The sequence below is a fragment of the Nocardioides renjunii genome (genome assembly GCF_034661175.1).
Classification (GTDB): Bacteria; Actinomycetota; Actinomycetes; order Propionibacteriales; family Nocardioidaceae; genus Nocardioides; species Nocardioides renjunii.
Genome location: NZ_CP141058.1, coordinates 1888242 through 1911850, shown reverse-complemented (window position 1 = coordinate 1911850; position 23609 = coordinate 1888242). Strand labels below are relative to the sequence as shown.

The 23609-nt window shown below is 71.1% G+C and carries 17 protein-coding genes and 1 tRNA gene; 4 read left to right on the top strand and 14 right to left on the bottom strand.

The window, feature by feature from the left end; all coding sequences use genetic code 11:
• Nucleotides 1-63 precede the first annotated feature (63 nt).
• A complete protein-coding gene (locus tag SHK17_RS09145) occupies nucleotides 64-1830 on the bottom strand; it encodes a hypothetical protein (protein ID WP_322921825.1) in 1767 nt (588 codons plus the stop codon).
• Nucleotides 1831-1952: 122 nt separating this feature from the next.
• Here SHK17_RS09145 and SHK17_RS09140 point away from each other — a divergent pair, with 122 nt between their 5' ends.
• The gene (locus tag SHK17_RS09140) at nucleotides 1953-3215 is read left to right on the top strand and encodes an oligosaccharide flippase family protein (protein ID WP_172272895.1); all 1263 of its coding nucleotides are present in this window, start codon (nucleotides 1953-1955) and stop codon (nucleotides 3213-3215) included.
• Nucleotides 3216-3256: 41 nt separating this feature from the next.
• On the opposite strand, the gene polA is transcribed toward SHK17_RS09140, so the two are convergent.
• Complete coding sequence (gene polA / locus SHK17_RS09135) at nucleotides 3257-5962, bottom strand: DNA polymerase I (protein WP_172273745.1); 2706 nt, start codon at nucleotides 5960-5962, stop codon at nucleotides 3257-3259.
• A gap of 80 nt (nucleotides 5963-6042) precedes the next feature.
• Here polA and SHK17_RS09130 point away from each other — a divergent pair, with 80 nt between their 5' ends.
• Nucleotides 6043-6516, top strand: a complete 474-nt coding sequence (locus tag SHK17_RS09130) for a hotdog fold thioesterase (RefSeq protein ID WP_322424088.1) — start codon at nucleotides 6043-6045, stop codon at nucleotides 6514-6516.
• 33 nt (nucleotides 6517-6549) lie between these two features.
• Here SHK17_RS09130 and SHK17_RS09125 read toward each other — a convergent pair whose 3' ends face one another.
• The 7 genes from SHK17_RS09125 to SHK17_RS09095 form a co-directional block, all read right to left on the bottom strand.
• Nucleotides 6550-7122 (bottom strand): GNAT family N-acetyltransferase, encoded by a 573-nt coding sequence (locus SHK17_RS09125; protein ID WP_322921824.1) that lies wholly within the window; start codon nucleotides 7120-7122, stop codon nucleotides 6550-6552.
• 89 nt (nucleotides 7123-7211) lie between these two features.
• Complete coding sequence (locus SHK17_RS09120; RefSeq protein WP_322921823.1) at nucleotides 7212-7925, bottom strand: ABC transporter ATP-binding protein; 714 nt, start codon at nucleotides 7923-7925, stop codon at nucleotides 7212-7214.
• Nucleotides 7912-8853 (bottom strand): ABC transporter ATP-binding protein, encoded by a 942-nt coding sequence (locus SHK17_RS09115; protein WP_172272907.1) that lies wholly within the window; start codon nucleotides 8851-8853, stop codon nucleotides 7912-7914. The genes SHK17_RS09120 and SHK17_RS09115 overlap by 14 nt, the downstream gene beginning before the upstream one ends.
• Nucleotides 8846-9985 (bottom strand): branched-chain amino acid ABC transporter permease, encoded by a 1140-nt coding sequence (locus SHK17_RS09110; RefSeq protein ID WP_172272910.1) that lies wholly within the window; start codon nucleotides 9983-9985, stop codon nucleotides 8846-8848. Before SHK17_RS09110 ends, SHK17_RS09115 begins: the two co-directional genes overlap by 8 nt.
• Nucleotides 9982-10953 carry a branched-chain amino acid ABC transporter permease gene (locus SHK17_RS09105; RefSeq protein WP_172272913.1) on the bottom strand — a complete coding sequence of 324 codons (972 nt, stop codon included), beginning with the start codon at nucleotides 10951-10953 and terminating at the stop codon, nucleotides 9982-9984. The genes SHK17_RS09110 and SHK17_RS09105 overlap by 4 nt, the downstream gene beginning before the upstream one ends.
• 94 nt (nucleotides 10954-11047) lie before the next feature.
• Entirely contained in the window at nucleotides 11048-12208 is a 1161-nt protein-coding gene (locus SHK17_RS09100) for a branched-chain amino acid ABC transporter substrate-binding protein (protein WP_172272916.1), read from the bottom strand.
• 197 nt (nucleotides 12209-12405) lie between these two features.
• Entirely contained in the window at nucleotides 12406-13053 is a 648-nt protein-coding gene (locus tag SHK17_RS09095) for an ANTAR domain-containing response regulator (protein WP_322424086.1), read from the bottom strand.
• A 36-nt stretch (nucleotides 13054-13089) separates the two neighbouring features.
• Here SHK17_RS09095 and SHK17_RS09090 point away from each other — a divergent pair.
• Nucleotides 13090-13172: transfer RNA gene (locus SHK17_RS09090), tRNA-Leu, on the top strand.
• Nucleotides 13173-13272: 100 nt separating this feature from the next.
• Nucleotides 13273-13992, top strand: coding sequence for a transcriptional regulator (locus tag SHK17_RS09085; protein WP_322921821.1), 720 nt, complete (start codon nucleotides 13273-13275; stop codon nucleotides 13990-13992).
• Nucleotides 13993-14244: 252 nt separating this feature from the next.
• Here SHK17_RS09085 and pyk read toward each other — a convergent pair whose 3' ends face one another.
• The 5 genes from pyk to SHK17_RS09060 form a co-directional block, all read right to left on the bottom strand.
• Nucleotides 14245-15690: a pyruvate kinase gene (gene pyk, locus SHK17_RS09080; RefSeq protein WP_322921820.1), complete on the bottom strand. Its 1446-nt coding sequence runs from the start codon at nucleotides 15688-15690 to the stop codon at nucleotides 14245-14247.
• Nucleotides 15691-15804: 114 nt separating this feature from the next.
• Complete coding sequence (locus tag SHK17_RS09075) at nucleotides 15805-17274, bottom strand: glutamate synthase subunit beta (RefSeq protein ID WP_322921819.1); 1470 nt, start codon at nucleotides 17272-17274, stop codon at nucleotides 15805-15807.
• Entirely contained in the window at nucleotides 17267-21838 is a 4572-nt protein-coding gene (gltB, locus tag SHK17_RS09070) for a glutamate synthase large subunit (RefSeq protein ID WP_322921818.1), read from the bottom strand. Before gltB ends, SHK17_RS09075 begins: the two co-directional genes overlap by 8 nt.
• 136 nt (nucleotides 21839-21974) lie before the next feature.
• The gene (gene lgt, locus SHK17_RS09065) at nucleotides 21975-22982 is read right to left on the bottom strand and encodes a prolipoprotein diacylglyceryl transferase (protein WP_322921817.1); all 1008 of its coding nucleotides are present in this window, start codon (nucleotides 22980-22982) and stop codon (nucleotides 21975-21977) included.
• Nucleotides 22983-22990: 8 nt separating this feature from the next.
• Nucleotides 22991-23584, bottom strand: coding sequence for an SCO family protein (locus tag SHK17_RS09060; RefSeq protein ID WP_322921816.1), 594 nt, complete (start codon nucleotides 23582-23584; stop codon nucleotides 22991-22993).
• Nucleotides 23585-23609: the final 25 nt, after the last annotated feature.

Below are 23609 nucleotides of genomic sequence, written 5' to 3'. Positions count from 1 at the left end.
AGCAATCTGTCCCTGCACGGCACACACTCCACTTCACTAGGTCGGGAGCACGGTAGCACCTCGTCAACGGCGGCGGCGCATTTCGCCACGACCGGTCCGGACGAGCACGAGACGGGCGGCCGCGAGCACCACCGCGGCGGCCGCCGACGCCCACGCCAGCGCCAGGAGGGCGTACGCCAGGCGCCGTCCGCCGGGCGGCTCCGGGTCGGCGACGTCGCCGGGTCCGAGCCGCGACAGCGTGTAGAGCCGCCCGCCGTGGACCTCGACGGCACCGGCGACGTCCGGAGGCTCCTCGCCGGTCTCCGCGGCCACGGCGCGGGTGGCCTCGCGGTCCACGACGACCCAGCCGATGCCCTCGTCACGCAGCGCCTGCGTCAGCTCGGCGCCGGTCAGCGTCCCGAGGAGGTCCGCGACACGGGCCGCACGCTCGTCCTCGCCCCCCACCACGCGCCCGGAGACCACGAGGGTGTCGCTCGCCAGGTAGTCGACCGGGAACCAGCGACCGACCGGGTCGAGGACGCGCCGGCCGTGGTTCCACCCGGGGCGCCGGTAGGAGGTGAACGGCAGCGACAGGAGGTCGCCCGCGGCACCTGCCGCCCGCTCCTCCTGCATCGCCGCTCTCGCCTCGGCCAGCTCGTCGGGGTACGAGACCGCGCGCAGCTGCCCGGAGAGCCCCCACGCCGCGTCCGGCATGAGCGCGAGCGGAGCCAGGACCAGGCCCGTCGCCACCGTCGCTCCCAGCTGCCGGGCCGGGACGGCCGCCGCGATCCGTGCCACGCCGAACCCGAACAGGATCGCCTGGAGCGGGGCGAGCAGCGCGACGAACCGCGAGCCGTCGCGCACCAGTCCCCCGCCCGGCACGTGGGCCACCAGCCACTCCACCGCTCCGGGTGCGACGGACCCGGCGAGCGCCACCAGCAGGCCCACGACGCCCGCGGTCGTCAGCGCGACGACCTCCCCGCGCGGGGAGGACCGGCGCCACGCGCGCACCCCGGCGGCGCAGACCACGAGGACGAGGAGGACCGCGACCACGCCCGCCCACGTGGTCCGCGAGACCGGCACCACGTCGGCGTTCCAGATGCCACCGAGGCCCAGGAGGCTGACCAGGGTCGGCGCGCCGCCCTCGCCACGGGCGGCGAACACCTCGACCCCCACGGGGTCGCTCACGGCGTTCGACGCGTGCAGGGCGCCCGCCACGATCCACGGCGCGTTGAGCGCAGCGGCGGCGCACCCGGTCCACAGCAGGCGACGGCGCGCACCCGCACGCGGCGCCGCGACGCACAGCAGCGCGAAGACCGCGGCGAGGATGCCGCCGACTGGGCTGAGGCTGCCGACCGCCACCCACAGCACCACGCCGGCCGAGGTCCGCTCGCCCGCCCCCCAGCCGCGTGCCGCGCGCAGGATCCACGGCAGCGCGGCGTACGTCATCAGCAGCGGCCAGTGGCCGATGCCCAGCCGCTCGACCACGAACGGGTTCCACACGTAGACCGTGGCCGCCGCCACGCTGGCCACCCAGCTCCCCGGTGGCAGCAGCCGCCACGCACCGACGCCGGCGAGGACGAGCGACAGCAGCAGCGCCGCCTTCTGGAGCAGCATCCCCGGGACGACCTCGTCGAGGAGGGCGACCACGAGGTCCGACGGCACCGCGCGCGGGAGTCCGGACCCCAGCCCGAGGAAGTCGGGGCGCACGGAGAGGTCGGGGACCCAGACCATGTCGTAGGTGAGGACGAATCCCGGCCCCAGCGCCCCGCCCAGGAGGACCACGGCGAGGAGGAGCGACCACAGCACCGGAGCGGCACGGAGGGCTCCCTCGCTCGTCCGTCGCCGCACGGGACACCACCCTAGGGTCTGCGCTGCTCCACCACGGCCACCCCGGGCCGCGACCCCGCGGACGTCGCCGGGACGGCACCGGGGCGGCACCGGGGCGGCGCCGGCGGGCCCGGGAACCTAGGATGCGGCGGGTGACGGCCCCGAGCAGCGTGCGCAGCAGGCGCACCTTCGACGGCACGTCCGTCGCGGTGGCCACCAGCGTGATGAACATCGCGACGTACGGCTTCACCATGCTGGCCGCACGGATCATCGGTCCCAGCGAGTACGGCGCGCTCGCGGCCTGCCTCAGCCTCCTGATCGTGCTGCAGGTGGGGGCGCTGGGGCTCCAGGCCACAGCCGCCCGGCGGATCGCCGTCGACCGCGGCAACGTCGCGGCCATCGAGAGGACCGTCCTGTCGCTGACGACCAGGGTGTCGCTCGTCGCCGGCGTGGTCATGCTCGTCCTCTGCCCCGTGATCAACCGGCTGCTCAACCTCGACGACCTCCTGACCGCCGCGATCGTCTCGCTCGCGGTCGTCCCCCTCACCCTCGCCGGAGGGCAGGCGGGCGTCCTGCAGGGCGAGCGCCGGTGGGGTGCGCTGTCGGTGTTCTACCTGGCCGGGGGGATCCCGCGCCTCGTCGTCGGCACGTCGCTGATCCTCTGGCGCCCCGACGCGACGGCCGCCGTGCTCGGCGTCACGCTCGGGCTGCTGTTCCCGGTGGCGGTCGGCTGGTGGGTGCTGCGCGAGCGTCGTACGCCCGACGTGGCGGCGCCGGAGCACTCCGCGCGGTCGATGCTGGTCGAGAGCGTGCACAACGCCCAGGTGCTCTTCGTCTTCTTCGCCCTGTCGAGCGTCGACATCGTGATGGCGCGCCACGTGCTCGACGACCACGACGCCGGGCTCTACGCCGCCGGCCTGATCATGACCAAGGTGATGCTGTTCCTGCCGCAGTTCATCGTCGTCATCGCCTTCCCCGACATGGCCTCGCCCGAGAGCCGCAAGCGCGCGCTGGTGCGGAGCCTGCTGGCCATCGGGGTCCTCGGCGTGCTGGCCGTGGCCGCCGCACGCCTGCTGTCGGGCGTCGCCATGATCTTCGTCGGCGGCTCCGACTTCGGTGAGGTCGAGGACCTGCTCTGGGTATTCGCCGCGCTCGGCACCGTGCTGGCCATGCTGCAGCTCCAGGTGTACGCCGTCCTGGCGCGCCAGGCGCGTCGTTCGGTGCTCCTGGTGTGGGGGGCCCTCGTCGCGATCGTCGTGCTGGGCCTGCAGGCGGGATCGGTGGCGGCGCTCGTCACCACGGTCGTGTCCGTCGACGCCGTCCTGCTCGTCGTGCTCACGCTGGCGAGCCTGCGCATCGCCCGGGACGCTCCCCCGCCGCCCCTCCCGGGCACGCTGCCGGGCTGACGCCCAGCCCGCGCACCAGCTGCTGCTGCGGGGCGCGGGACCTAGTGCGCCGCGTCGTGCCAGCTGCGGCCGGTGCCGATGGACACGTCGAGCGGCACCGCCAGGTCGGCGGCTCCGCCCATCTCGACCCGCACCAGCTCGGCCAGCGCGTCGGCCTCGCCGGGCGCCACCTCGAAGACGAGCTCGTCGTGGACCTGGAGCAGCATCCGGGAGCGCAACCCCTGCTCGGCGAGCGCCCGCTCGACGCCCAGCATGGCGACCTTGACCAGGTCGGCGGCCGAGCCCTGGATGGGCGCGTTGAGCGCCATCCGCTCCGCGGTCTCTCGTCGCTGCCGGTTGTCGCTCGTGAGGTCGGGGAGGTAGCGGCGACGACCCAGGATCGTCTCGGTGAAGCCGGAGCGCCGCGCCTCGTCGACGATGCCGCCGAGGTAGTCACGGACCCCGCCGAAGGTCTGGAAGTACTCGTCCATCAGGCCCCGCGCCTCGGAGGTGTCGATGCGCAGCTGCTGGGACAGCCCGAACGCCGACAGGCCGTAGGCGAGGCCGTAGTTCATCGCCTTGATCTTGGCGCGCTGCTCGACACTCACGTCTGCGGCGTCGACCCCGAACACCCGTGCAGCGGTGATGGAGTGGAAGTCCTGGCCGGAGCGGAACGCCTCGATGAGCAGCGCGTCCTCGGACAGGTGGGCCATGATCCGCATCTCGACCTGGCTGTAGTCGGCGGTCATCAGCGACTCGTAGCCCTCGCCGACGACGAAGCCCTCGCGGATGCGGCGCCCGGCCTCGGTGCGGATGGGGATGTTCTGCAGGTTGGGGTCGGTGCTCGAGAGCCGGCCGGTCGCCGCGATGATCTGGTTGTAGGTCGTGTGGATGCGACCGTCGGAGGCGACGGTCTTGAGCAGCCCCTCCACCGTCTGGCGCAGCCGGATCACGTCGCGGTGGCGCAGCAGGTGTTGGAGGAAGGGGTGCTCGGTCTTCTCGAACAGCTGCTGCAGCGCGTCGGCGTCGGTGGTGTAGCCGGTCTTGGTGCGCTTGGTCTTGGGCATGTCGAGCTCGTCGAACAGCACCACCTGCAACTGCTTGGGCGAGCCGAGGTTGATCTCCTTGCCGATGACGTCGTAGGCGTCGTTGGCCGCAGCGCGGACCTGGTCGCCGAACTCGGACTCCAGGCCCTCGAGGTGGTCGGAGTCGACCGCGATGCCGACCTGCTCCATCCGCACGAGCGTCCCGATCAGCGGCAGCTCCACCTCCTGCAGCAGGCGGGTGCCGCCGTGCTCCTCGACGGCGCCGTCGAGGGCGTCGGCGAGGTCGAGGACCGCGCGGGCGGTCAGCATGGCGGTGTCGCTCGCCGTGGTGTCGTCCATCGCGTCGAAGCTCAGCTGCTCGGTGTCGACCGCGTCCTGCCGCAGCTCGCGCTTGAGGTAGCGCAGCGTGAGGTCGGCGAGGGCGTAGGACCGCTGGTCGGGCTGGACCAGGTAGGCCGCGAGCGCGGTGTCGACCTGCAGGCCGCCGAGCTCCCAGCCCCGGGCGGCCAGCGCCAGGCTCGGGCCGTTGGCGTCGTGGAGGGCCTTGGGCCGCGACGGGTCGGCGAGCCACGCGGCCACCGCCGCGTCGTCGTCGGGGCCGATATCGGAGACGTCGATCCACGCCGCCTGGCCGTCGCCGGTCGCCACCGCGACGGAGACGACCTCGCCGGTGCCGGCCCGCCAGCTGCCCTGCACCGAGACACCGACCCGCACCTCGGCGGGGGCGTGGGTGTCGAGCCAGGCGGCGGCCTCGCCGGCGCCGAGCCGGCGGCCGTCGAGCTCGAAGCCCGACTCGGCCTCGAAGGTCTCGCCCGGGTCGGGGTCGATGGTGTCGAGCAGCCGGGAGCGGAGCTCTCCGCGGAACTCCAGCTCGTCGAGCAGCTCGAGACCCTCGGTGCGGTCCCACGGCTGGCGCACCAGCTGGTCGGGGCGCACCGGCAGCGTCAGGTCGCGGACCAGCGCGTTGAGGCGGCGGTTGCGGATGACGTCGCCGAGGTGCTCGCGCAGCGCCTCGCCCTTCTTGCCGGTGATCTCGTCGGCGCGGGCGATCACGTTGTCGAGGCCGTCGAACTGGTTGATCCACTTCGCGGCGTAGCCCTGGCCGACGCCCGGCACGCCGGGGAGGTTGTCGGAGGTCTCGCCGACGATCGCCGCGAGCTCGGGATAGCGGTGCGGCGGGACGCCGTACTTCTCCTGGACGGCCGCCGGCGTCAGCCGAGCCAGGTCGCTCACGCCCCGCATCGTGTAGAGGACCGTGGAGTCGTCGGTGACGAGCTGGATGGAGTCGCGGTCGCCGGTCATGATCAGGACCTGCATCCCCTCGGCCAGGCCCTGCGTAGCGAGCGTCGCGATGATGTCGTCGGCCTCGTAGCCGTCCATCGAGAGGTGCTGGATCCGCAGCGCGTCGAGCACCCGCCGGATGAGGGGCAGCTGGCTGCCGAACTCGTCGGGGGTCTTGTTGCGCTTGGCCTTGTAGTCGCTGTACTCCTCCAGGCGGAAGGTCTGGCGCGACTTGTCGAAGGCGACCGCGACGTGCGTCGGCACCTCGTCGCGGAGCACGTTGACCAGCATCGAGGTGAAGCCGTAGACCGCGTTGGTGTGCTGTCCGGACGCGGTCGCGAAGTTCTCCACCGGCAGGGCGAAGAACGCGCGGTAGGCCAGCGAGTGGCCGTCCAGCAGCAGGAGTCGCGGGCGTGTCTGCTCGGTCGACGCGGCACTCATTTCAGGCACCCGCCGACTCTAGCGGCCGGGACCGACAGCCCTGCGCCCGGGAACGGGGCCGGCTCCGACACAATGGCCGCATGAGCGATGCACCCGCGCCCCCGTCCGGATCCGCCCCCGCCACGCTGGCCGGACTGAGCGTCCAGGAGCTGATCGACTTCATGCCGCAGGGCAACGGCCGGCTGAACGACAAGATGGGCGTCGAGCTCGTGGAGGTGTCCGCCGAGCGGGTCGTGGCGACCATGCCCGTCGAGGGCAACACCCAGCCCTTCGGCCTCCTGCACGGCGGCGCGTCCGTCGTGCTGGCCGAGACGCTGGGATCGATCGGGTCGGCCATTCACGCCTACCCGGAGAAGATCGCGGTCGGCGTGGACATCAACGCCACCCACCACCGCGCCGCCACGTCGGGCACCGTCACCGGGGTCGCGACCGCGGTCCACCTCGGCCGCACGTCGACGTCGTACGAGATCGTCATCACCGACGAGCGCGGCAAGCGCGTGTGCACCTCGCGCATCACCTGCGCGCTGGTGCCGGCACCCACCCAGGGCGGCTGAGCCTCCGCCACCGGGAGCTGCGGCGGTTGCGGGTCAGCCGGGTACGACGCGCTCGCGCCGGGTGCGGCGCGCGGCGAGCACCCGGTCGATGCGCTGCCGGCTGCTGGCGGCCGGAGTCGCCTGACGGGCCTGCGGCAGCCGCGACCGCACGGAGCTGGTCGCGGCCGCCCGCAGGGTCGCCTGCGGCGCGAAGGACAGCCGGGCCATGAACCGGTTGGCGTCGCGCGCCTCCGACGCCGCGGCGGTCTGGACGTGCTGGATGCCGTGCTGCTCCGCGAACCGGCAGGCCACCTCCATCAGCGCGCTGCCCACGCCCTTGCGGCGGAACTGCGGGAAGACGTGCGGGGAGACGGCCAGCACGGCGGGCTCGAGGTTGAGGGGGGTGAAGGTCGTCGCCTCGAGGTAGACCGCACCGGCCACCTCGCCGTCGACCTCGGCCACGGCGACGCACTGGTCAGCGCGCTCGGACGCCGTCTCGACGATGCGTGCGACGTCGGCGAGCTGGTCGTCGCGAGCACCCTTGCGCAGGATGTCGCTCCACAGCTCACGCAGCGTCGCCACGTCGTACGGCTCTGCCTTGCGCACGGTCACCGGCGTCCGACTCATCGACCCACCATTTCCTCGAGCACCCACCGTGGCCCCCTTTGCCGACCCTTCGCGGCACCACCCGGGCGACACTATCCCCCGGTCCCGGATCAGGCTACGCCGAGGTAGGCCTCTCGCACCGAGGGATCGTCGAGAAGCTCCTCGCCGGTGCCGGTCTTGACGATCCGGCCCGTCTCGAGGACGTACGCCCGGTCGCTGCGGGACAGCGCCTGCTTGGCGTTCTGCTCCACGACGAGGATCGTGGTGCCCTGCTGCGAGATCTCGGTGATGATGTCGAAGATCTGCTGGATCAGCATCGGCGCCAGGCCCATGGACGGCTCGTCGAGCATGAGCAGCTTGGGGCGCGACATGAGCGAGCGCCCGATGGCGAGCATCTGCTGCTCGCCGCCGGACATCGTGCCGGCGACCTGCTTGCGACGCTCCATCAGCCGCGGGAAGAGGTCGAAGACGCGCGCGTAGTCCTCCTCCATGGCGTCCTTGTCCTTGCGCGTGTAGGCGCCCATGTTGAGGTTCTCGGTCACCGTCATGCCGGGGAAGATGCCGCGACCCTCGGGGCACAGCACCAGGCCCTTGCGCAGGCGCTGGTCGGCGCGCAGCTTGGTGACGTCCTCGCCGTCGAACACGACCGACCCGGAGGCCAGGCCGCGGACGCCCGACAGGGCGCGCATCGTCGACGTCTTGCCGGCGCCGTTGGCACCGATGAGCGAGACGACCTCGCCCTCCTTGACCTCCACGGAGATGCCGTGGAGCGCCTCGATCTTGCCGTAGCTGAGCACGGCGTCCTTCATCTCAAGCAGCATCATCGGGTTCTCCCAAATAGGCGGCGATGACCTTCGGGTCACGGGCAACTTGCTCGGGGCTGCCTTCAGCAATCTTCTGCCCGAACTCAAGGACCACGATCCGGTCGGTGACGCCGAGGACCAGCTTCATGTCGTGCTCGATGACCAGGACCGTGTGGCCCAGGTCGCGAATCCGGCGGATGAGGCCCATGAGGTCCTCCTTCTCCGCCGGGTTGAAGCCGGCTGCCGGCTCGTCCAGGCAGATCAGCTCCGGCTCGGTGGCCAGGGCCCGCGCGATCTCCAGACGGCGCTGGTAGCCGTAGGGCAGGTTGCGCGCCAGCTCGTGCGCCCGGTCGGAGATCCCCACGAAGCGGAGCAGCTCCATCGACCGACGGCGCCCGGCGCGCTCCTCGAGGGTGTGGCGGCTGATGCCGAACACCTTCGCGAAGCTGCGGCGGATGCCGCTGGCCGGCAGCTCCTCCTCGGACGGGCGGACCCGGTAGGCACGGAACAACGCGCCCAGCACGCTCGTCTTGTGGCGGGCGTCGCAGCCCACCATGACGTTCTCCAGCGCCGACATCTCCGGGAAGAGCCGGATGTTCTGGAACGTGCGGGCGATCCCGAGCTGGTTGATCTTGTGCGACTTCTGGCCCGAGATCTCCTGGCCCTTGAACCGGATCGTGCCCTCGGTCGGGGTGTAGACGCCGGTCATCGCGTTGAAGCAGGTCGTCTTGCCGGCACCGTTGGGGCCGATCAGGCCCAGGATCTCGCCGCGACGGATCTCGAAGTGGACGTCGTCGAGGGCGACGACCCCACCGAACCGCAGCGTGACGTGGTCCACCTCGAGCAGGACCTCACCCTTCGCCCCGGTGGCCTCGAGCGCGATCAGGTCGTGGTCCGAGGTGTCCGGCAGGACCTCGATGCCCGTGTCGTGCGTGGTCTGCTCAGACATCGGCAGCAGCCTCCTCGGCCTCGTGTCGTCGATCTTCGAACTCGCGTGCTCTCCGCCTGCTCGGCACCAGGCCCTGCGGGCGCAGCACCATCACCAGGACGAGGGCGACGCCGAAGGCGAACGGGCGCCACTCCTGGAGCTCGCGGAACCGCTCGGGCAGGTAGGTCAGCAGGAAGGCGCCGACGAGCACGCCGACGACGTTGCCGGACCCACCGATGACCACCATGGCCACGAACAGGAAGGACAGGTTGAGCATGAACGCGTTGGGCTCGACGTACTGCTGCTTGCTGCCGAAGAGCAGACCGGCCAGCCCGCCGACGGACGCGCCGATGGCGAAGGCCCACAGCTTGAACTTGAAGCCCGCGACGCCCATGACTGCGGCGGCGTCCTCGTCCTCGCGGATGGCCAGCCAGGCGCGGCCGACGCGGCTGTGCTCGAGCCGGAGGGTCAGCCAGATGATGATCAGCAGGATGACCAGCGCCAGCCAGTACCAGCGCTCGGCGTCGATCGTGTTGAAGAACGAGCGACCGTCGACCTCCGGCCCGGGCGGCACCGGCACCTGGGTGATGCCCGCTGCGCCGCCGGTCACGTTGTCGAGGTTGCGGGCGGTGATGCGGATGATCTCGCCGAAGCCGAGGGTCACGATCGCGAGGTAGTCGCCTCGCAGCCGCAGCGTCGGGGCGCCGAGGATCACGCCAGCGATGAGCGACATCGTGATCGCGATGGGGATGCAGATCGCGAACGGGACCGCCCAGTCCTCCGACAGGCCGAAGCGCGACTGCAGCGCCTCCACCACCGGCGACGACGGCGAGCCGAAGAGGGCCACCGAGTAGGCCCCCAGGGCGTAGAAGCCGACGTAGCCCAGGTCGAGCAGGCCCGCGAGCCCGATCACGACGTTGAGGCCGACGGCCACGATCATGTAGACGACGATGAGGAAGAGCACGCTCGCCCAGTCCGAACCGGTCGGGTTCAGGTCGGTGCGCACGTAGGCGAACGGCAGGATGTTGAGGTAGGGCAGGTAGAACGCGAACGCGACCACCAGCAGCAGCAGGAACATCTTGAACAACCGGGGAGCGCTGTCCCAGCGGTTGCCGAGCTTGAGCCCGCGGTAGGAGTCCATGATCGTGCTCATGCGCGTGCCTTTCCGAGGGACTCACCCAGCAGGCCGGTGGGCCGGAACATGAGGACGAGGACGAGGACCACGAACGCGGTCACGTCGGTCCAGCTGGAGTCCCAGATCTGGGAGGCGTACACCTCGACGACGCCGAGCAGGAGGCCACCGACCAGCGCACCGCGCAGGTTGCCGATGCCCCCGAGGACCGCCGCGGTGAAGGCCTTGATGCCGATGATGAAGCCGATGTCGAACTTGGTGATGTCGTACTGGATCGTGAACAGCAGCGCCGCGACGCCGGCCATGGCGCCACCGAGGACGAAGACCAGCATGATGACGCGGTCCTGGTTGACACCCATCAGCGACGCGGTGTCGGGGTCCTGCGCGACGGCGCGGACGCCGCGACCGAGGCGGCTCTTGTTCACGAAGGTGTCCAGCGCCAGCATCATCACGATCGCGCCGATGATGATGAGCAGCCGGGTGTTGGTGACGGCGAGGTCGATCCCGGGGATCGTGAAGACCACCTTGGTCTCCAAGACCGACGGGATGTTGACCGTCACGCGGCCGAACGGCGGGCCGAAGAAGGCCCGCAGCACCTGGCCGAAGGTCTCGACCAGCACGATCGAGCAGCCGATGCCGGTGATGAGGAAGATGAGGGGCGGAGCGCCCTTCTTGCGCAGCGGCCGGTAGGCGATCCGCTCGACCGCCAGCGCGGTGCCGGCGGAGGCGAGCATCGCCGCGATCAGTGCGAGCAGCGTGGCCCCGATGACCATGCCGATGCTGGAGCCGGCGGTGGCACCGAGGACGGTGTAGACCCCCAGCACGGTCCAGGTGCCCACCATGAAGACCTCGGAGTGGGCGAAGTTGATCAGCTTCATCACGCCGTACACCATCGTGTAGCCGAGCGCGACGAGCGCGTAGATCGATCCGCGGGTGATGCCGTCGAGCGTGTGTCGGTCAAGCCCGCTGATCAAGGCGTCGAAGTCCACGCGGGACCCCTCTCAGACTCAGGCCCGGTCGGGCCATGGAGCGGGGGCGGCCGATGGTGCCGGCCGCCCCCGCGGTGCTGTTGTCGGTCGTGGATCAGCCCTCGGGCGCGACCTCCACCTCGGGCGTCAGGACGCCGTCGGTGTTCTTGTAGGCCCAGTAGGAGACGTTCTCGGCCGGCACGTCGCCGGCGTCGTCGAAGGCGACCTCCTTGCTGAGGCCCTCCTCCTGGTAGCCCTTGATGAACTCGAGGACCTCTTCGCGGCTGCGGGCACCGTCGTCGAGGGCGGCGAGGAAGACGTTCATCGCGTCGTAGCCCTCGGCCGCGTAGGCGCCGGGAGCGGAGCCGAACTCGGCCTCGAAGTCGGCAGCGAAGGTGCTGTCCTCCTCGATCGGGGCGCAGGGGCACATCACGACGGCACCCTCGCCGGCCGGGCCGACGGCGTTGCCGAAGTCGGCACCGTAGAGGCCGTCGCCACCGACGAACGGAGCGTCGATGCCGGCGTCACGGATCTGCTTGAGCAGCGGGGCCGCCTCGGCGATGTAGCCGCCGTAGAAGATGGCGTCCGGCGCGGCCGACTCCATCTTGGAGATGGTGGGCGCGAAGTCGGTCTGGCCGACCTGGGTCTTGTCGCGCTGCACCATGGCGTCACCGAGGGTCTCCTCGACGCGGTCCGCCAGCGGCTCGCCGTAGGCCTCGGAGTTGTCGACGACGAACACCTTGGAGGCGCCGACCTCGTCGGTCAGGTACTTGGCGATCGCCGCACCCTGGTAGTCGTCGTAGGGAACGAGACGGTGGAAGACCTCGACGGGCTCGTCCTGCGTCAGGTCGGTCGCGGTGGCCGACTGGCTGATCATCGGGACGCCGCCGTCCTGGTAAATCGTCTTGGTCGCGCGGGTCTCGCCCGAGAACGCGCCACCGATGACGCCGATGAACGTCTCGTCGCCGGCGATCTGGGTCGCGACCGGGGTCGCCTTGGCCGGGTCGCCCTCGGTGTCGAAGCGCTCCAGGCTGACCTCGCAGTCGCCGCCGTCCCACTGGCTCAGGGCCAGCTCGGCACCGTCGACCGACGGGATCACGATGCTGGCGTTGGCGCCGGACAGCGCACCCATCGCACCGATCTTGAAGTTGCAGTCCTCGCCGGACGCGTCGCCGCCGCCACCACCATCGGTGTCGGTGGTTCCGCACGCGCTGAGCACCAGACCGGCAGCGGCCGCGATGGCGGCAGCCTGCCACGTCTTGGATGAGCGGATCATGGATCCCTCCGTTGTTCTTGGGCTTTTGGGCTGACCACCTCGGCAGCCTCGTGGCGGGAACCTAACACCCCGGATGTGGCGCGGGACACGATTGGGACTCCTGAGACGCAGGCCGTTGCCGTTTCGTGACCAACTGGTCTGCACCGGAAACGGTCCCGAAACACCGCGTGCACACGGCGTGGAGGATCAGGCGGCGGTCAGGCGTCGTCCGCGACTGCCTCGCCCTGGCCCCCGAGGCCGGCCACTCCGTGCTCCACCACCCCGTCGGCGACCTGCTTCATCGACAGCCGCAGGTCCATCGCCGTCTTCTGGATCCAGCGGAAGGCGTCGGGCTCGCTGATCCCGAGCTTCTCCTGCAGCACGCCCTTGGCCCGGTCCACCGACTTGCGGGTCGCCAGGGACTCCTGGAGGTCCGAGACCTCCCGCTCGAGGACGGTGATCTCGGCGAAGCGGCTGACCGCCATCTCGATCGCGGGCACCAGGTCACCGCGCTGGAACGGCTTGACGAGGTAGGCCATCGCGCCGGCGTCGCGCGCCCGGGCGACGAGGTCGCGCTGGGAGAAGGCGGTGAGGATGACGACGGGCGCGATCCGCTCCCCCGCGATCGTCTCCGCCGCCGCGATGCCGTCCAGCACGGGCATCTTGACGTCGAGGATCACCAGGTCGGGGCGCAGGTCGCGGGCCAGCTCGATGGCCTTCTGGCCGTCGCCGGCCTGCCCCACGACGTCGTACCCCTCCTCGCCGAGCATCTCGGCCAGGTCCATCCGGATCAGGGCCTCGTCCTCCGCGATCACCACACGGCGAGGGCCGTCGGGGCTGGGGGTCGGGTCGTCGGGCTGCGTCACGACGGCAAGGCTAGTCGGGTACGGTGTCGCCACCCAGCCGGGTTGGCGGAATGGCAGACGCGGTGGTCTCAAACACCACTGCCCGCAAGGGCGTGTGGGTTCGACTCCCACACCCGGCACACAGGTCGGGTGTCGGTGGCTTTCGTCACGCTGGGAGACATGCCCCACGTCCGCCCCCAGTCGGTCGTCGACTCGGCGCTGGCGTGCTCGGACCAAGGCATGCGCGACGCCGACAACGCAGAGCTGCACGGCGTGGCAGTGAAGACGATTCGACGGTGGCGCAGGCTCTACCAGCGTCGAGGAGCTTCGCGCGGCCAGACCCACCTGGCTCCACCGTGTCCGCGGTGCGACGAGGGGCCGTTGGACGGACCGGCCTATGCCGAGCTGCTCGGGTGGTACCTCGGTGACGGCTACATCTCGCTCGGGCGGCGCTCGGTGTTCAACCTCCACATCTACAACGACGTCCGGTACACCGACCTGAACGCTCGTCTGCTCGTCCTGATGCGCACCGTCAAGCCGTCGAGCAGACCACACACTCGTCGTGTCCCTGGTGCGATCGTCACCACCGTTTCCTGGAAGCACTGGCCCTGCCTCTTCCCGCAGCATGGGCCCGGCCGCAAGCACGAACGCGAGATCGTCCTCGATGAGTGGCAGCGCGCGCTCGTGACGGCCTTCCCGGCGGACTTCCTTCGCGGCCTCTTCCACTCGGACGGCGCGCGGGTGAAGAACTGGGCGACCCGTGTCGTACGAGGCGAAAAACGGCGCTACGAGTACCCGAGGTGGCAGTTCACCAACCGGTCCGAGGACATCCGCCGGCTCTGCGGCTGGGCACTCGACCTGGTCGAGGTGGCGTGGCGACAGTCAGGCCCATGGACACTTTCGGTCTCGAGGCGCGAGGCAGTGCTCCGCCTCGACGGCCTGATCGGCCCGAAGTCCTGACCTGCTCCCTCAAGCCCGGCGGTAGGCCGGGCCCGGCCGTTCCGTCCGATGACCGCACGCCGGACGTCATGGCCGCTGGTGGTCTGACGACCGCCGGCCATGACCTCGTCGACCGACGTCATGGCGACTGGCCGCCCGGGCGACGCGCAGCCATGACGTCCCGCGCGAGGACGTACGGGGCGATCAGGCGACCGGTGGCCCGACCGCCGCCAGCGGGGCCGTACGTGGCTCAGGCACCGCTCGAGGGAGCGGTCAGGCCCGGCGGTAGGCCGGGGCCTGGCCGTTGATCGCGTCGCCCATCCGGTGGATCCGGAGCGCGTTGGTGGAGCCGGGGATGCCGGGCGGGCTGCCCGCGATGATGACGACGAGGTCGCCCTCCTTGACCCGGCCGATGTGGAGCAGCGCCTCGTCGACCTGGCGCACCATCTCGTCGGTGTGCTCCACCTCGGCGCCCTGGAAGGTCTCCACGCCCCACGTCAGCGCGAGCTGCGAGCGCGTGCGCGCCTCCGGGGTGAAGGCGAGGACCGGGATCGGGCCGCGGTAGCGCGAGAGCCGCTTGGCCGAGTCACCGCTCACCGTGAACGCGACGACGTACTTGGCGCCCACCCGCTCGGCCACCTCGGCCGCGGCCTTGGCGATGATGCCGCCGCGGGTGTGCGGATTCCAGGCGACGGCCGCCATGTGGCTCAGGCCGTGGTCCTCGGTGGAGGCGACGATGCGCGCCATCGTCTCGACGGCGACGATCGGGTACTCCCCCACGCTGGTCTCGCCCGAGAGCATCACGGCGTCGGCGCCGTCGAGGACGGCGTTGGCGACGTCACTGGCCTCGGCGCGGGTCGGCGCGGGCGAGCTGATCATCGACTCGAGCATCTGGGTGGCGACGATGACCGGCTTGGCGTTGCGTCGGGCCTTGTCGATGATGAGCTTCTGGTGGATCGGGACGTCCTCGAGCGGGCACTCCACCCCGAGGTCGCCGCGGGCGACCATGATGCCGTCGAAGGCGTCGACGATCTCGTCGATGTTGTCGATCGCCTGCGGCTTCTCGATCTTGGCGATCACGGGGACGTGGATGTTCTCCTCGCGCATGATCACGCGCACGTCCTCCGCGTCGCGGGCGTTGCGCACGAAGCTGAGGGCGATGAAGTCCACGCCGAGGTTGAGCGCCCAGCGCAGGTCCTCGGTGTCCTTCTCCGACAGCGCCGGCACGGACACGGCGACGCCGGGCAGGTTGATGCCCTTGTTGTTGGAGACCTTGCCCGCCACGACGACCTCGGTCACCACGTCGGTGCCGTCGACGGAGACGACCTTGAGCCGCACCTTGCCGTCGTCGATGAGCAGCGGGTCGCCCGGCTTCACGTCACCGGGCAGCCCCTTGTAGGTCGTGCCGCAGATGTCGACGTCACCGACGACGTCGCGCGTGGTGATCGTGAAGGTGGCGCCCTTCTTGAGCTTCACCGGGCCGTCGGCGAACCGCTCGAGGCGGATCTTCGGACCCTGGAGGTCGGCGAAGATGCCGATCGCGTGACCGGTGTCGTCGGAGGCCTTGCGGACCAGCCGGTAGACGGCCTCGTGGTCGGCGTACGCCCCGTGGCTCATGTTGAGCCGGGCGACGTCCATGCCCGCCTCGACGAGTGCTCGGATGCCCTCGGGGGTGTTCACCGCTGGGCCGAGGGTGCAGACGATCTTGGCTCTACGCACGTGCTCAACCCTAGCGGAAGTTGGATCGTTCCAACGAGGGTTCGTCCACCCGGAGCGGTGAGTGGGGCAGGTTTTTCATCCGGAGAACCTGCCTCACTCACCGCTCCACGGGTGTCAGACGACCAGCGGGCGCTCGTGCGGCTTGATCGGCGCCGGAAGCGTGGTCGACCCCGTCAGGTGGGCGTCGACCGCGGCGGCCGCGCTGCGGCCCTCCGCGATGGCCCACACGATCAGCGACTGGCCGCGGCCCACGTCGCCGGCGACGAAGACGCCGGGCACCGAGGCGGCGTACGACGCGTCGCGCCGGACGTTGCCGCGCTCGTCGAGCTCCACGCCGAGCTGCTCGACCAGGCCCGCCTTCTCCGGACCCACGAAGCCCATGGCGAGCAGCACCAGCTGCGCGGGGATCTCGCGCTCGGTGCCCTCGACCGGCTGGAACCTCCCGTCGACCTCGACCAGCCGGAGGCCGGACACGTGGCCGTCGGCGTCGCCGGCGAACTCCTGCGTCGAGACGGCGTAGACCCGGTCACCGCCCTCCTCGTGGGCCGAGGAGACCCGGAAGGTCATGGGGTACGTCGGCCACGGCTGGCCCGTCGGCCGGTCCGAGCCGGGCTGCGGCATGATCTCCAGCTGCGTGATCGAGCGGGCACCCTGGCGGATCGACGTGCCGAGGCAGTCGGCGCCGGTGTCGCCGCCACCGATGATGACGACGTCCTTGCCGGTCGCCACGATCTGCTCGGCGCCGTCCAGCGTCGGGGGCTCGCCGAGCGAGGCGCGGTTGGCCTGCGGCAGGAACTCCATGGCCTGGTGGATGCCGCCCAGCTCACGGCCCGGGACCGGGAGGTCGCGGGCGGCGGTCGCGCCCATGGCGAGCACGACCGCGTCGTAGCGGTCGAGCAGCTGCTGGCCGGTCAGGTCGCCCCCGACGTCGACCCCGGCGCGGAAGACGGTGCCCTCGCGGCGCATCTGGTCCAGGCGCCGGTCGAGGTGCTTCTTCTCCATCTTAAACTCGGGGATGCCGTAGCGGAGCAGCCCGCCGATCTTGTCGGCGCGCTCGTAGACCGCCACGGTGTGCCCGGCCCGGGTGAGCTGCTGGGCGGCGGCGAGGCCGGCGGGGCCGGAGCCGATGACGGCGACCGTCTTGCCCGAGAGCCACTCCGGCGGCTCCGGGCGGACGTAGCCCGAGCCCCAGGCCCGGTCGATGATGGAGACCTCGACGTTCTTGATGGTCACCGGGTCCTGGTTGATGCCGAGCACGCAGGCGGTCTCGCAGGGGGCCGGGCACAGCCGGCCGGTGAACTCGGGGAAGTTGTTGGTCGCGTGGAGCCGGTCCATCGCGCCGTCCCAGTCGTCACGCCACACCAGGTCGTTCCACTCCGGGATGATGTTGCCCAGCGGGCACCCCTGGTGGCAGAACGGGATGCCGCAGTCCATGCAGCGTCCGGCCTGGGTGTTGATGATCGGCAGCAGCGCACGCCCGACGCCGTCGGGGTAGACCTCGTTCCAGTCGTGCACCCGCTCGGCGACCTCGCGGCGGGAGGCGACCTCGCGGCCGTGCTTGAGGAATCCCTTGGGGTCAGCCATGAAGCACCTCCATGATCCGGGCGTTGGCCTCGTCCTCGGTGAGCCCCTCCTGGAGGGCCTCCTCACGAGCGTCGAGCACGCGCTTGAAGTCCCGGGGCATCACCTCGGTGAAGCGCGCCAGGGCGGAGTCCCAGTCGGCGAGCAGCGCGGTGGCGACGGCGGAGCCGGTCTCCTCCGCGTGCTGCTCGACCAGGGACCTGAGCTCGTCGGCGGCCTTGCCGCCCACGGGCGCGAGCTCGACGAGCTCGCGGTTGACCCGCGCCTCGTCGAGGTCGAGCACGAAGGCGTAGCCGCCCGACATGCCGGCCGCGAAGTTGCGCCCGATCGGACCGAGGACGACGACGACGCCGCCGGTCATGTACTCGCAGCCGTGGTCGCCCACGCCCTCGACGACGGCGCTGGCGCCGGAGTTGCGGACGCAGAACCGCTCGCCGACCCGGCCGCTCAGGAAGATCTGGCCCAACGTGGCGCCGTAGCCGATCGTGTTGCCGGCGATGATCTGCTCGCCGGCCTCGAAGGTCGCGGCCCGGTCGGGGCGCACCACCAGGCGGCCGCCGGACAGGCCCTTGCCGACGTAGTCGTTGGCGTCGCCCTCGAGGCGCAGGGTCACCCCGCGCGGCACGAACGCGCCGAAGGACTGGCCCGCCGACCCGGTGAGCGTGATGTCGATCGTGCCCTCGGGCAGCCCCGCACCGCGGTAGCGCCTGGTCACCTCGTGGCCGAGCATCGTGCCGACCGTGCGGTTGACGTTGCGGACCTGGACCTGCGCGCGCACCGGCTCGCCGGACTCCAGCGCCGGCCGTGCGATGTCGATCAGCTCGTTGTCGAGCGCCTTGTCGAGGCCGTGGTCCTGCGTCCTGGTGCAGCGCAGGTCCTGGTCCTCGAACTGGCCGAACTCGCCGTGGCGGGAGGCCTGGTGCAGGATCGGCCGGAGGTCGAGGCCCGCGGCCTTCCAGTGGTCGATCGCCTGGGCGACGTCGAGGGTGCCGACCTGGCCGATGGCCTCGTCGAGGGTGCGGAACCCGAGCTCGGCGAGCAGCTCGCGGACCTCCTGGGCGATGAACTCGAAGAAGTTCACGACGTAGTCGGCCTGGCCGCTGAAGCGCTCGCGGAGCACCGGGTTCTGCGTGGCCACGCCCACCGGGCAGGTGTCGAGGTGGCACACGCGCATCATGATGCAGCCGCTGACGACCAGCGGCGCGGTGGCGAAGCCGTACTCCTCCGCGCCGAGCAGCGCGGCGACCACGACGTCGCGGCCGGTCTTGAGCTGGCCGTCGGCCTGCACCACGATCCGGTCGCGCAGCCCGTTGAGCAGGAGCGTCTGCTGGGTCTCGGCGAGGCCGAGCTCCCACGGACCGCCCGCGTGCTTGAGCGAGGTCAGCGGGGAGGCGCCGGTGCCGCCGTCGTGCCCGGAGACCAGCACGACGTCGGCGTGGGCCTTGGACACGCCCGCGGCGACGGTGCCGATGCCGACCTCGGAGACCAGCTTGACGTGCACCCGCGCCGACGGGTTCGCGTTCTTGAGGTCGTGGATCAGCTGCGCCAGGTCCTCGATCGAGTAGATGTCGTGGTGCGGCGGCGGGCTGATCAGGCCGACCCCCGGCGTGGAGTGCCGGGTCTTGGCCACCCACGGGTAGACCTTGTGGCCGGGCAGCTGGCCGCCCTCGCCGGGCTTGGCGCCCTGCGCCATCTTGATCTGGATGTCGTCGGCGTTGGTGAGGTACTCCGAGGTGACGCCGAAGCGGCCGGAGGCGACCTGCTTGATCGATGAGCGGCGCTCGGGGTCGTGGAGCCGGTCGGCGTCCTCGCCGCCCTCACCGGTGTTGGACTTGCCGCCCAGCCGGTTCATCGCGATCGCGAGGGTCTCGTGCGCCTCCTGGCTGATGGAGCCGTAGGACATGGCGCCGGTCGAGAACCGCTTGACGATCTCGGAGACGGGCTCGACCTCGTCGATGTCGACGGGCTCGCGCGCGCCGTCCTTGAACGTGAACAGCCCACGCAGCGTCATCAGGCGCTCGGACTGGGCGTTCACCCGGTCGGTGTACTGCTTGAAGACGTCGTAGCTGCCGGTGCGCGTCGAGTGCTGGAGCCGGAACACCGTCTCGGGGTCGAACAGGTGCGGCTCGCCCTCGCGACGCCACTGGTACTCGCCGCCGACGGGCAGCTCGCGGTGCGCCGGCGCGATCCCACCACGGGGGTACGCCGTCGCGTGGCGGCGGGCGACCTCCTCGGCGATCGTGCCGAGCTCGATGCCGCCGAGCTTGGAGGTCGTGCCGGTGAAGTAGCGGTCGATGACCGCCTGGGAGAGGCCGACGGACTCGAAGATCTTCGCCCCGGTGTAGGAGGCGACCGTCGAGACGCCCATCTTGGACATGACCTTGAGCACGCCCTTGCCGAGCGCCTTGATGAGGTTGGCGACGGCCTGCTCCGGCTCGACCTTGACGTAGTAGGCCTCGCGGGCGAGGTCCTCCACCGACTCCATGGCGAGGTAGGGGTTGACCGCGGCCGCGCCGTAGCCGACGAGCAGCGCGACGTGGTGCACCTCGCGGACGTCACCGGCCTCGACGAGCAGGCCGACCTGGGTGCGGGTCTTCTCCCGGACCAGGTGGTGGTGCACCGCACCGGTGAGCAGCAGCGACGGGATCGGTGCCAGCTCGGCCGTGGCGTGGCGGTCGGAGAGCACGATGATCCGCGCTCCCTCGGCGGTGGCGGCCGAGACCTCGGCGCACAGCTCGTCGAGCCGGGCGGCGAGGGCGTCCCCTCCCCCGGCCACGTCGTAGAGCCCGCGGACGATGTGGACCTGGAAGCCCGGCATGTCGCCGTTGCGGTTGATGTGGCGGATCTTGGCCAGGTCGTCGTTGGAGAAGACCGGGAACGGCAGCACGATCTGGCGGCACGACGCCGGGCCCGGCTCCAGCAGGTTGGCCTCGGGTCCGATCGAGCCGCTGAGGGACGTGACGAGCTCCTCGCGGATCGCGTCGAGCGGCGGGTTGGTCACCTGGGCGAAGAGCTGCGAGAAGTAGTCGAAGAGCAGGCGCGGCTTCTCGCTCAGCGCGGCGATGGGGGTGTCGGTGCCCATCGAGCCGAGCGCCTCGCCACCGGTGTTGGCCATCGGGCTGAGCAGGACGCGCAGCTCCTCCTCGGTGTAGCCGAAGATCTGCTGGCGGCGGGTGACCGAGGCGTGCGTGTGGACGATGTGCTCGAGCTCGTCGATGTCGTCGAGGTGGACGAGACCGGCGTGCAGCCACTCGTCGTAGGGGTGCTCGGCGGCGAGCTGGCCCTTGATCTCCTCGTCCTCGATGATGCGGTGCTCCTCGGTGTCGACGAGGAACATCCGGCCGGGCTGCAGCCGGCCCTTGCGCACCACGGTCGCCGGGTCGAGGTCGAGCACGCCGACCTCGGAGGCCAGCACGACGAGGCCGTCGTCGGTGACCCAGTAGCGCGACGGGCGCAGGCCGTTGCGGTCGAGCACGGCACCGATCTGGGTGCCGTCGGTGAACACCACGCACGCGGGGCCGTCCCACGGCTCCATGAGCATCGAGTGGAACTCGTAGAACGCCCGGCGCCTGGCGTCCATCTCGCCGTGGTTCTCCCACGCCTCCGGGATCATCATCAGCACGGCGTGCGGCAGCGAGCGGCCGGCGAGGTGGAGGAGCTCCAGGACCTCGTCGAACGACGCGGAGTCCGACGCGCCGGGCGTGCAGATCGGGAAGAGGCGCTCCAGGTCGCCGCCGATCAGGTCGCTCTCGAGCAGCGCCTCGCGGGCGCGCATCCAGTTGCGGTTGCCCATCACGGTGTTGATCTCGCCGTTGTGCGCGATGAAGCGGAAGGGGTGCGCCAGCGGCCAGCTTGGGAAGGTGTTGGTCGAGAAGCGCGAGTGCACGACCGCCATCGCCGAGGCGACCCGCTCGTCGGTCAGGTCGGGGAAGACCCGGTCGAGCTGGTCGGTCGTGAGCATGCCCTTGTAGGCGAGCGTGCGCGAGGACAGCGACGGGAAGTAGACGTCGGTGTCGGACTCGGCGCGCTTGCGCAGGCAGAACGCAAGGCGCTCGAGCGCCATGCCGCTGACCCGCGAGCCCTTGCCGGCCACGAAGACCTGGGCGAAGGCCGGCATCACGCTGCGCGCGGTCGCGCCGAGCGTCGAGTCGTCGACCGGCACCTCGCGCCAGCCGAGGACGGCGAGGCCCTCCTCGTCGGCGATCTCCTCGATGCGGCGACGGGTCGCGGCCACCGCCTCGGCGTCACCGGGCAGGAAGGCGGTGCCGACGGCGTACGCCCGCGCCGGGGGCAGCTCGAAGCCCGCCTCGCGTGCCACGTCGCGCAGGAAGGCGTCCGGCACCTGCATCAGGATCCCGGCCCCGTCGCCCGAGTTGACCTCGGCGCCCGCGGCGCCGCGGTGGTCGAGGTTGCGCAGCGCGGTGAGCGCCTTGACCACGATGTCGTGGCTGGCCTCGCCCGTCAGCGTCGCGACCATGGCGACACCACAGGCGTCCTTCTCGTGGCGCGGGTCGTAGAGGCCCTGCGGCGGTGGGAAGTTCGGCGGGAACGCGTGCGTCGAGGACACTGGTTCTCCCGTCGTCGTCTCGGCGATCGCGGGCGGGGGCCCGGTCAGGCTGAGTGGTGGGCGTGACCGCTGGGGACGACGTTGGCCCGAGCGAGACGGAATCTATCACCGGCCACCGACGCCGGGGCGCCGTGTTTCAGGCCGTGGGATCGGCCGTGGAGCGGCCCTGCGTGGACGCCGTCGACCCCGAGGACCGGGTGTCGTCGGTGCTGTCGTGGGAGGCGTCGTGGCCGGCGTCGTCGGAGGACTCGTCCGGGGTGCCGTCGGTGGTCGCGTCGTCGTCCTCCAGCGGACGGGTGCGCACGACCTGCTCGCGCCCGGGGTGGCGGCGCGCGGACCACACGAACCAGGCGGCCGCGAGCACGAACAGCACGATGGAGGTCCACACGTTGAGCCGCAGGCCCAGCACGTCGTCGAGCTGGACGTCGTCGATGCGCAGGTTCTCGATCCAGCCGCGGCCGGCTGTGTAGAGCATGACGTAGAGGGCGACCACGCGGCCGTGCCCGAGCTGGAAGCGGCGGTCGAGCCAGACGAGCAGCGCGAAGGCCGCGAGGACCCACAGGCACTCGTAGAGGAACGTCGGGTGGAAGGTCGGCACGTCGAGGTACTGCGAGGGCCGGTGGTCGACGTCGATCTCGAGTCCCCACGGCAGGTCGGTGGGACGTCCGTAGAGCTCCTGGTTGAACCAGTTGCCCCAGCGACCCATCGCCTGGGCCACCAGCACGCCCGGGGCGAGGGCGTCGAGGAGGGGCAGCAGCTTGATGCCGCGCCGGTGGGCGCCGATGGCGACGCCGACGGCGCCGAGGGCGATAGCGCCCCAGATGCCGAGGCCGCCGCGCCAGACGTACAGCGCCGTGACCGGGTTCCTGCCCTCGCCGAAGTAGAGCTCCCAGTCGGTGGCGACGTGGTAGAGCCGGCCGCCGACCAGGCCGAAGGGCACCGCCCAGATGGCGAGGTCGCTGACCTCGCCGGCGACGCCGCCGCGGGCCACCCAGCGGCGCTCGCCGATCCAGATGGCCAGGACGATGCCGAGGATGATGCACAGCGCGTAGCCGCGGATCGGCACGGGGCCGAGGTTCCACACGCCGTCGGACGGGCTGGGGATGGACATCAGCGTCACCAGGGGCGACTGCAGGGACAACATGGGGAGCATCATCCTCGGTCGAGCAACATCGTGACGTCGTGGGCGAGCTGGGCCTGCGAGACGTCGGAGCCCCAGAAGGTCTCGACGCCGTCGTCGGGACCGATCCCGAACACCTGGGTGCCGTGGTCGACCTCGTAGCCGGTGGCCGGGAGACTGCCCGGGTCGAGCTCCGTGCCGTCGGGGTCGAAGTAGCCGATGGCGACCTTCACGCTCGACGCCACCTCTCGGATGTCGGCCAGGTCGCCGGTGAGCCCGACGATGCTCGGGTCGAAGGCGTCGACGTAGTCCTCGACCACGGCGGCGTCGTCGCGGGTGGGGTCGGTGGTCACGAAGACGACCTCGAGCTGCTCCTTCTCCTCGTCGGAGAGCCGGCTCAGCGTGCCCGCCAGCGTGGCCATGACCTGACCGCAGATGTCGGGGCAGTTGGTGTAGCCGAAGAACACCAGGGTGAGGTCCTCGTCGGTGTCCTCGGTCAGGCTGAAGGGGGCACCCTCGGTGTCGACGAGCGGCGTCGAGGACACCTCGAACGGCGGGTCGAGGACGGTGCCCGTGAGCTCCATCGAGCCGGAGCCGGCTCCCGCGCCGCCGCCGCAGGCGGTCATCAGCCCGAGGAGCGCTGCTGCCGCA

Bases quoted from the DNA above. Each gene is read 5' to 3' on its own strand.
- polA (WP_172273745.1), bottom strand. From the start codon at position 5,962: ATGAGTGCCGCGTCGACCGAGCAGACACGCCCGCGACTCCTGCTGCTG.
- SHK17_RS09140 (WP_172272895.1), top strand. From the start codon at position 1,953: ATGCGGCGGGTGACGGCCCCGAGCAGCGTGCGCAGCAGGCGCACCTTC.
- SHK17_RS09110 (WP_172272910.1), bottom strand. From the start codon at position 9,985: ATGAGCACGATCATGGACTCCTACCGCGGGCTCAAGCTCGGCAACCGC.
- SHK17_RS09100 (WP_172272916.1), bottom strand. From the start codon at position 12,208: ATGATCCGCTCATCCAAGACGTGGCAGGCTGCCGCCATCGCGGCCGCT.
- SHK17_RS09060 (WP_322921816.1), bottom strand. From the start codon at position 23,584: ATGACCGCCTGCGGCGGCGGCGCGGGAGCCGGCTCCGGCTCGATGGAG.
- SHK17_RS09130 (WP_322424088.1), top strand. From the start codon at position 6,043: ATGAGCGATGCACCCGCGCCCCCGTCCGGATCCGCCCCCGCCACGCTG.
- SHK17_RS09115 (WP_172272907.1), bottom strand. From the start codon at position 8,853: ATGTCTGAGCAGACCACGCACGACACGGGCATCGAGGTCCTGCCGGAC.
- SHK17_RS09075 (WP_322921819.1), bottom strand. From the start codon at position 17,274: ATGGCTGACCCCAAGGGATTCCTCAAGCACGGCCGCGAGGTCGCCTCC.
- lgt (WP_322921817.1), bottom strand. From the start codon at position 22,982: ATGTTGTCCCTGCAGTCGCCCCTGGTGACGCTGATGTCCATCCCCAGC.
- SHK17_RS09120 (WP_322921823.1), bottom strand. From the start codon at position 7,925: ATGATGCTGCTTGAGATGAAGGACGCCGTGCTCAGCTACGGCAAGATC.
- SHK17_RS09125 (WP_322921824.1), bottom strand. From the start codon at position 7,122: ATGAGTCGGACGCCGGTGACCGTGCGCAAGGCAGAGCCGTACGACGTG.
- SHK17_RS09085 (WP_322921821.1), top strand. From the start codon at position 13,273: ATGCGCGACGCCGACAACGCAGAGCTGCACGGCGTGGCAGTGAAGACG.